Raw genomic sequence first — 4,897 nt, forward strand, 5'->3', positions numbered from 1 at the left:
CGCCAGCGTTTGCGCGCATGACGCGTAATTCTCATCCGCAAAGGCCGCCAGCGCGCGGAAGATCGCCGGCACCACGGGGCCGGCCGGCAGCTTGCCCTCGGCGAGGCGCTGCTCGATGGCCGCAAGGCGCGTGGTGAGCGCCGGGTGGTTTTGCGTCGCCGCCGCGAACAGCGCCATGTGGATGTCGGCGAAGGACAGGCTCGACTTCGGAAACAGTTTTTGCGCGCTGGCGTCGGCTTCCAGCCACAGCGCCTTCGGCACGGAATGGCCGTAAGCCGAGAGGCGCCACAGCAGCGAGGCGGCGTCGGTGATAACGTTGAGTGGTGGCGCCTGCGTGACTGACGGCTGGAGCACGTCGGCATAGATTGCGAGCGCGCGTGCCGCATCGCCATGCTCGAGCGCGCCGAGCGCCTGGTGCCAGCGGATATGGCCGTGCAGGATTCCGGCGCGGTCGTAAGAGGGGATCCAGTCGTCGACGAGGCGGTCGGCAGCGTCGATCGAGCCGTCCTCGAACATCGCGTGCAGCACCGCATGCGCAGCGTGAGCATTGGCCCGGCGGAGGTCAAAACCGCGCTCGGTCATGGCGCGGCCGCGCGCGACGTCGCCATTCTCCGTCATCGCCCAGCCGGCCATGGTCAGGAACCACCAGTCTTCGTCATAGTGCTGCGCCACACGTCCGCACAGCTCGTGCCGTGCGCGGTCGTGGTCGGCCATGCCGGAGAAGGCGAACAGGCCGAACGCGCCGAGCGGCAGCGACAGCACCAATGCATCGCGCGGCCATGTGTCGATGTGCCTCAGCGTGGATGCGATCGCCTCCGGTAGCCGGCCCTCGATCGCAAGGGCCAGCGTCTCGACATGCGAGCGCTCGCGCTCGGTGCCGCGCCTGGCGACCAGCTCGCGTGCGAGCGCCGCCTTGCTTCGGGCGAGATCGCCCTGCTGGTAGAAGGCATGCATGCGCGCGCGGGCGATATGGGGAAGCGCGAAGTCCGGGTCGGCGGCAATGGCGCGCTCCAGCGTCTCCGCCATGCCGGTCCAGCCCGCAAGCATGAGGTCGACACCCTCGCGATAGGCGCCAGCGGCCGCATCGGATATGGTGGAGAGCGGCAGGCCGTAGCGATCTTGATGCGCCATCGTCGTCTCCCGGTTTCACGCCGTCCGCGCGCGCCGGCCTTCGATCGGGTAGGCGGGATCGTTGTAGCCTGGCGTCGAGGGATGCCCCGGCACGACCAGTCGGTCGATCAGCGCCTCGTCATCCCCAGTGAAGCGGTAGTCGAGCGCGCTGATGTAGCCGTCCCATTGCTCCTCGGTGCGGGGCCCCGCGACGATCGAGGAAACGAAGGCGGAGTTGAGCACCCAGGCGACTGCGAACTGGCCGGCGGTGATGCCCTTTTTCCCGGCGTGAGTCTTGATCTCCTGCGCGAGCTGCAGCGATTCCGGCCGCCATTCGGTCTGCATCATGCGGGTGTCATTGCGGCCCGCGCGCGTCTCCTTGTCGGGGGCGGCATCGGGCTTGTACTTGCCGGTGAGCACGCCGCGCGCCAGCGGGCTGTAGGGCACGATGCCGAGGCCGTAATAGGAGCAGGCCGGAAAATGCTCGACCTCGGGCATGCGGTTCATCGCGTTGTAATAGGGCTGGCTCACCGCGGGCCGGTCGATGCCGAGCCGGTCGCAGATGTTGCAAATCTCGGCAACGCGCCAGGCGCGATAGTTCGAGACGCCGAAATAGCGCACCTTGCCCGATCGGATCAAATCGCCCATCGCGCGCACCGTCTCTTCCAGCGGTGTCGAATGGTCTTCCTTGTGCAGATAGTAGATGTCGATGTGGTCGGTGCCGAGCCGCCTCAGGCTGTCGTCGGCGGCCTGCAGCACCCAGCGCCGAGACAGGCCGCCGCAATTGGGATCGTCGCCCATGGGGTTGGCGAGTTTTGTGGCAAGCACCCAGGCGTTACGGTTGCTGGCAATGGCGCGGCCGACCACCTCCTCGGAGGCGCCTTTCGAATAGGCGTCCGCCGTGTCGATGAAGTTGATGCCGGCATCACGCGCTTTGTCGATGATCCGTTTTGACGTGGCTTCATCGGTCGGCCCGCCGAACATCATGGTGCCCAGACAAATCGGCGACACTTTCAGGCCGCTGCGGCCGAGCTGACGGTATTGCATGGGCGGGTCCTCGATATCTTTAAGGAGCGCAGCATAGCCAGCCATAGCCGTCATTGCGAGCGCAGCGAAGCAATCCAGCAATGCCGCTTCCTCTCGTCGTCCCGGACAAGCGCGCCCCAAGCGCGCGCAGATCCGGGACCCATAACCACAGGGTTGCGTTCGGCGAAGACTCGGAGTTACGAGCTTCGTGCCACAACTGCTCCCTGTGGTTATGGGTCCCGGCCTGCGCCGGGACGACAGCGGAATGTGTGGTTGCGGCAGTGGCAACCTGACCGAACAGCTACCCCGGGCCCTTCAGAATCTTGAACACGCCGTTCGCCATCACGATGCAGCGGCCATCCACCGTCACCTCCGTGCTCATGAAGATCAGGCTGCGCGTCGAGCGCACCACGCGCGGGCGGGAGATCAGGATGTCGCCGATCTGGCCGGCCTCGACGAAATGGGTGTCGAGCTGCACGGTTGCCATGAACTCCTTGCCGGAGACGTAACGGGCGGTCATGCCGCAGGTGCGGTCGGCAAAGGTCATCATCACGCCGCCCTGGACCATGCCGCGGCGGTTGTGGTGCTTGTCCTCGGTCGCGAGCGCGAATTCGTAATGACCGTCGACCTTGCGCTCCCACAGGGGACCGATCAGGTGCATGAAGCCCGTGGTCTCCAGGATGCTCCAGCCGTCTGATTTGAGCCTTGCGGCGGCCTTGTTGGTCATCTCGTCGTCCATTCCGTGCGGGCCTTGCGATCCCGTTTCATCGGGGCCGGACGTGGTGTAGTCAAGCATCATGAGACCGTTCGATGATGCCACACGGCGGAATATCGCGAATGCCTGCGCGGCCTTCATGCGGCTGCCGGCGGGTGAAGTGCCGACGACGCTGAAGCGTGCCGCGGTGGCGGTCGCGCTGACCGCGAGCGAGGACGATGACACCGCATTCCTGCTCACGCTGCGCGCATCGCATCTGCGCGCCCATCGCGGCCAATGGGCGCTGCCGGGCGGCCGCTGCGACGCCGGCGAGACGCCGGTCGAGGCGGCGTTGCGCGAGCTCGACGAGGAGCTTGGCCTTCGCCTCACCGGCGCGCAGGTGCTCGGCACGCTCGACGATTATCCGACCCGCTCCGGCTATCTGATCACGCCCGTCGTGGTCTGGGCCGCCGACAGTGCCGCGATCAGGCCGAACCCGGACGAGGTGGCTTCGGTCCATCGCATTGCGCTCGACACGATCGAGCGCGACGACGCCTTCGATTTCGTCGCGATCCCCGAGAGCGCGCGCCGCGTCATTCGCTTCCATCATCAGGAAAGCCTGATCCACGCGCCGACGGCGGCGCTGATCTACCAGTTCCGCGAGGTGCTCGCGGGCCGGCAGACCCGCGTCACCGAGCTGGAACAGCCGGTGTTCGCCTGGAAGTGACGCAAGAGACGAAAAAAGAGGTAAACGGCGCGTTAACGTGACGGTTACCGGATGCCTGCTAAGAGGGCAGCATGCATCATTCGATTCGAAACAGCCTCTCTCGAAACAGCCTTGTGCTGGTTCCACTTGCGCTCGTCCTGCTCGCGCCCGCCGCGCGTGGCGGCGAGATCGACGCGCTGCCGCCCGCCGTTCGCGATGCCAACGCCCAGTTGCTGTCGCAGTTTTTTGCGCAGGGTGGCGCCTCGCCGGCCGTGCTCGAATATCGCCGCAAGCTCGCAGAATATCAGGCGGCGCGCGCGGCCTTCGACGCCGAGGCCGGCGCCTATTGGAGCCAGATCTCGGAGAAGCGGAAAGGCCGCAACGCCAAGCGGCGCAGCGGGCAGCAGGTGACGCTCGACGACTACGTGCTGGAGCATCCGCCGCTCTATAACGGGCCGAAGAAGCCGGTGAATCCGGAGCCGGAGGAAACGCCGGACCGTCCCGCCAAAAAGCCGATCCCGGTGGTCGCCGATTTCCTGCGCGCGGCGCAGGAGCTCTACCAGTTTACGCCGCAGCGCCCGGCGAGCGAGATCGAGTTCAAGCGCGCCTATGCGCGCTATGCGCTGGCCTCCGGGCTGACGCGCGAGCAGGCCGTGCGGGTCTATTCGTTCGAGACCGGCGGCACCGGCAGCCACGACGTGCAGGCGGGAATCGAGCATGGCGGCAAGCGCGCGATCTCGACCGCGATGGGCTACAACCAGCTCCTGACCACCAACAGCGTCGAGCTGCTCGCCGAGCAGGGGCACGAACTCATTCGCGCGCTCTCCGAGAAGGTCGCGCGGACATCAGGACCGGCGCGTCAGTCGCTCGAGCACAAGCTCGTCGTGCTGAAGAAGATGGTGGCGCACGCGAAGTCGGTGCCCGACACCTGGTCGGAGCACGAGAAGATCGGCAACACCGCGCAGGGCTGGGCCATGCATGCGATGGTGCTCGACATCGATGTCGGTCCGATGCTGCAGACCCACAAGCTCCTGACCTCGGTGCTGTTCGCCCGCGCCAAGGGCTACAGCCGTCCGCTGACCGCGGCCGAGCTCGAGATGATGAACCTCACCGGCGACGGCACCGGGCTCGACATGGTGACGATGCCGCAGGCGATGCGCGAGCAGGTGCCGACCTCGAACTTCTTCCAGCGCGGCGGCTACGAGCGCAACCCGGTCGCAATTCGCCACAACACGGTGGCCAAGCTGCTGGCGGTGACCGACGATCGGATGGATTCGAACAGCAGCAAACCCGGTGCAAGGGAATTGGCGGGGGCGTTTTAGCGCGCTGCCGTAGCAACCATTAAAGCACGCCCGATTTCC

The 4,897-nt window shown here is 66.3% G+C and carries 5 protein-coding genes; 2 read left to right on the plus strand and 3 right to left on the minus strand.

What is annotated here, in order from left to right; all coding sequences use genetic code 11:
* The 3 genes from IC66_RS0134445 to IC66_RS0134455 form a co-directional block, all read right to left on the minus strand.
* Positions 1–1,131: tetratricopeptide repeat protein (locus IC66_RS0134445; protein ID WP_038950700.1), on the minus strand; the 1,131-nt coding region annotated here is incomplete at its 3' end.
* Between the two features lie 15 nt (positions 1,132–1,146).
* Positions 1,147–2,157, minus strand: coding sequence for an aldo/keto reductase (locus IC66_RS0134450; RefSeq protein ID WP_028140719.1), 1,011 nt, complete (start codon positions 2,155–2,157; stop codon positions 1,147–1,149).
* 280 nt (positions 2,158–2,437) lie between these two features.
* Positions 2,438–2,863, minus strand: a complete 426-nt coding sequence (locus IC66_RS0134455) for a PaaI family thioesterase (protein WP_028140718.1) — start codon at positions 2,861–2,863, stop codon at positions 2,438–2,440.
* 70 nt (positions 2,864–2,933) lie between these two features.
* On the opposite strand from IC66_RS0134455, the gene IC66_RS0134460 reads away from it, so the two are divergent.
* Together IC66_RS0134460 and IC66_RS0134465 are read left to right on the plus strand one after the other, a co-directional pair.
* Positions 2,934–3,557 (plus strand): NUDIX hydrolase, encoded by a 624-nt coding sequence (locus tag IC66_RS0134460; RefSeq protein WP_038950701.1) that lies wholly within the window; start codon positions 2,934–2,936, stop codon positions 3,555–3,557.
* Positions 3,558–3,628: 71 nt separating this feature from the next.
* Entirely contained in the window at positions 3,629–4,858 is a 1,230-nt protein-coding gene (locus IC66_RS0134465; RefSeq protein ID WP_028140716.1) for a hypothetical protein, read from the plus strand.
* The last annotated feature ends 39 nt before the right edge of the window (positions 4,859–4,897 follow it).

It is taken from the genome of Bradyrhizobium genomosp. III (genome assembly GCF_000261705.1).
GTDB classification, from domain to species: Bacteria; Pseudomonadota; Alphaproteobacteria; order Rhizobiales; family Xanthobacteraceae; genus Bradyrhizobium; species Bradyrhizobium ottawaense.

Excerpts from the sequence above, each read along its gene's own strand:
- IC66_RS0134450 (WP_028140719.1), bottom strand. The coding sequence starts at position 2,157 with ATGCAATACCGTCAGCTCGGCCGCAGCGGCCTGAAAGTGTCGCCGATT.
- IC66_RS0134460 (WP_038950701.1), top strand. The coding sequence starts at position 2,934 with ATGAGACCGTTCGATGATGCCACACGGCGGAATATCGCGAATGCCTGC.
- IC66_RS0134455 (WP_028140718.1), bottom strand. The coding sequence starts at position 2,863 with ATGACCAACAAGGCCGCCGCAAGGCTCAAATCAGACGGCTGGAGCATC.
- IC66_RS0134465 (WP_028140716.1), top strand. The coding sequence starts at position 3,629 with ATGCATCATTCGATTCGAAACAGCCTCTCTCGAAACAGCCTTGTGCTG.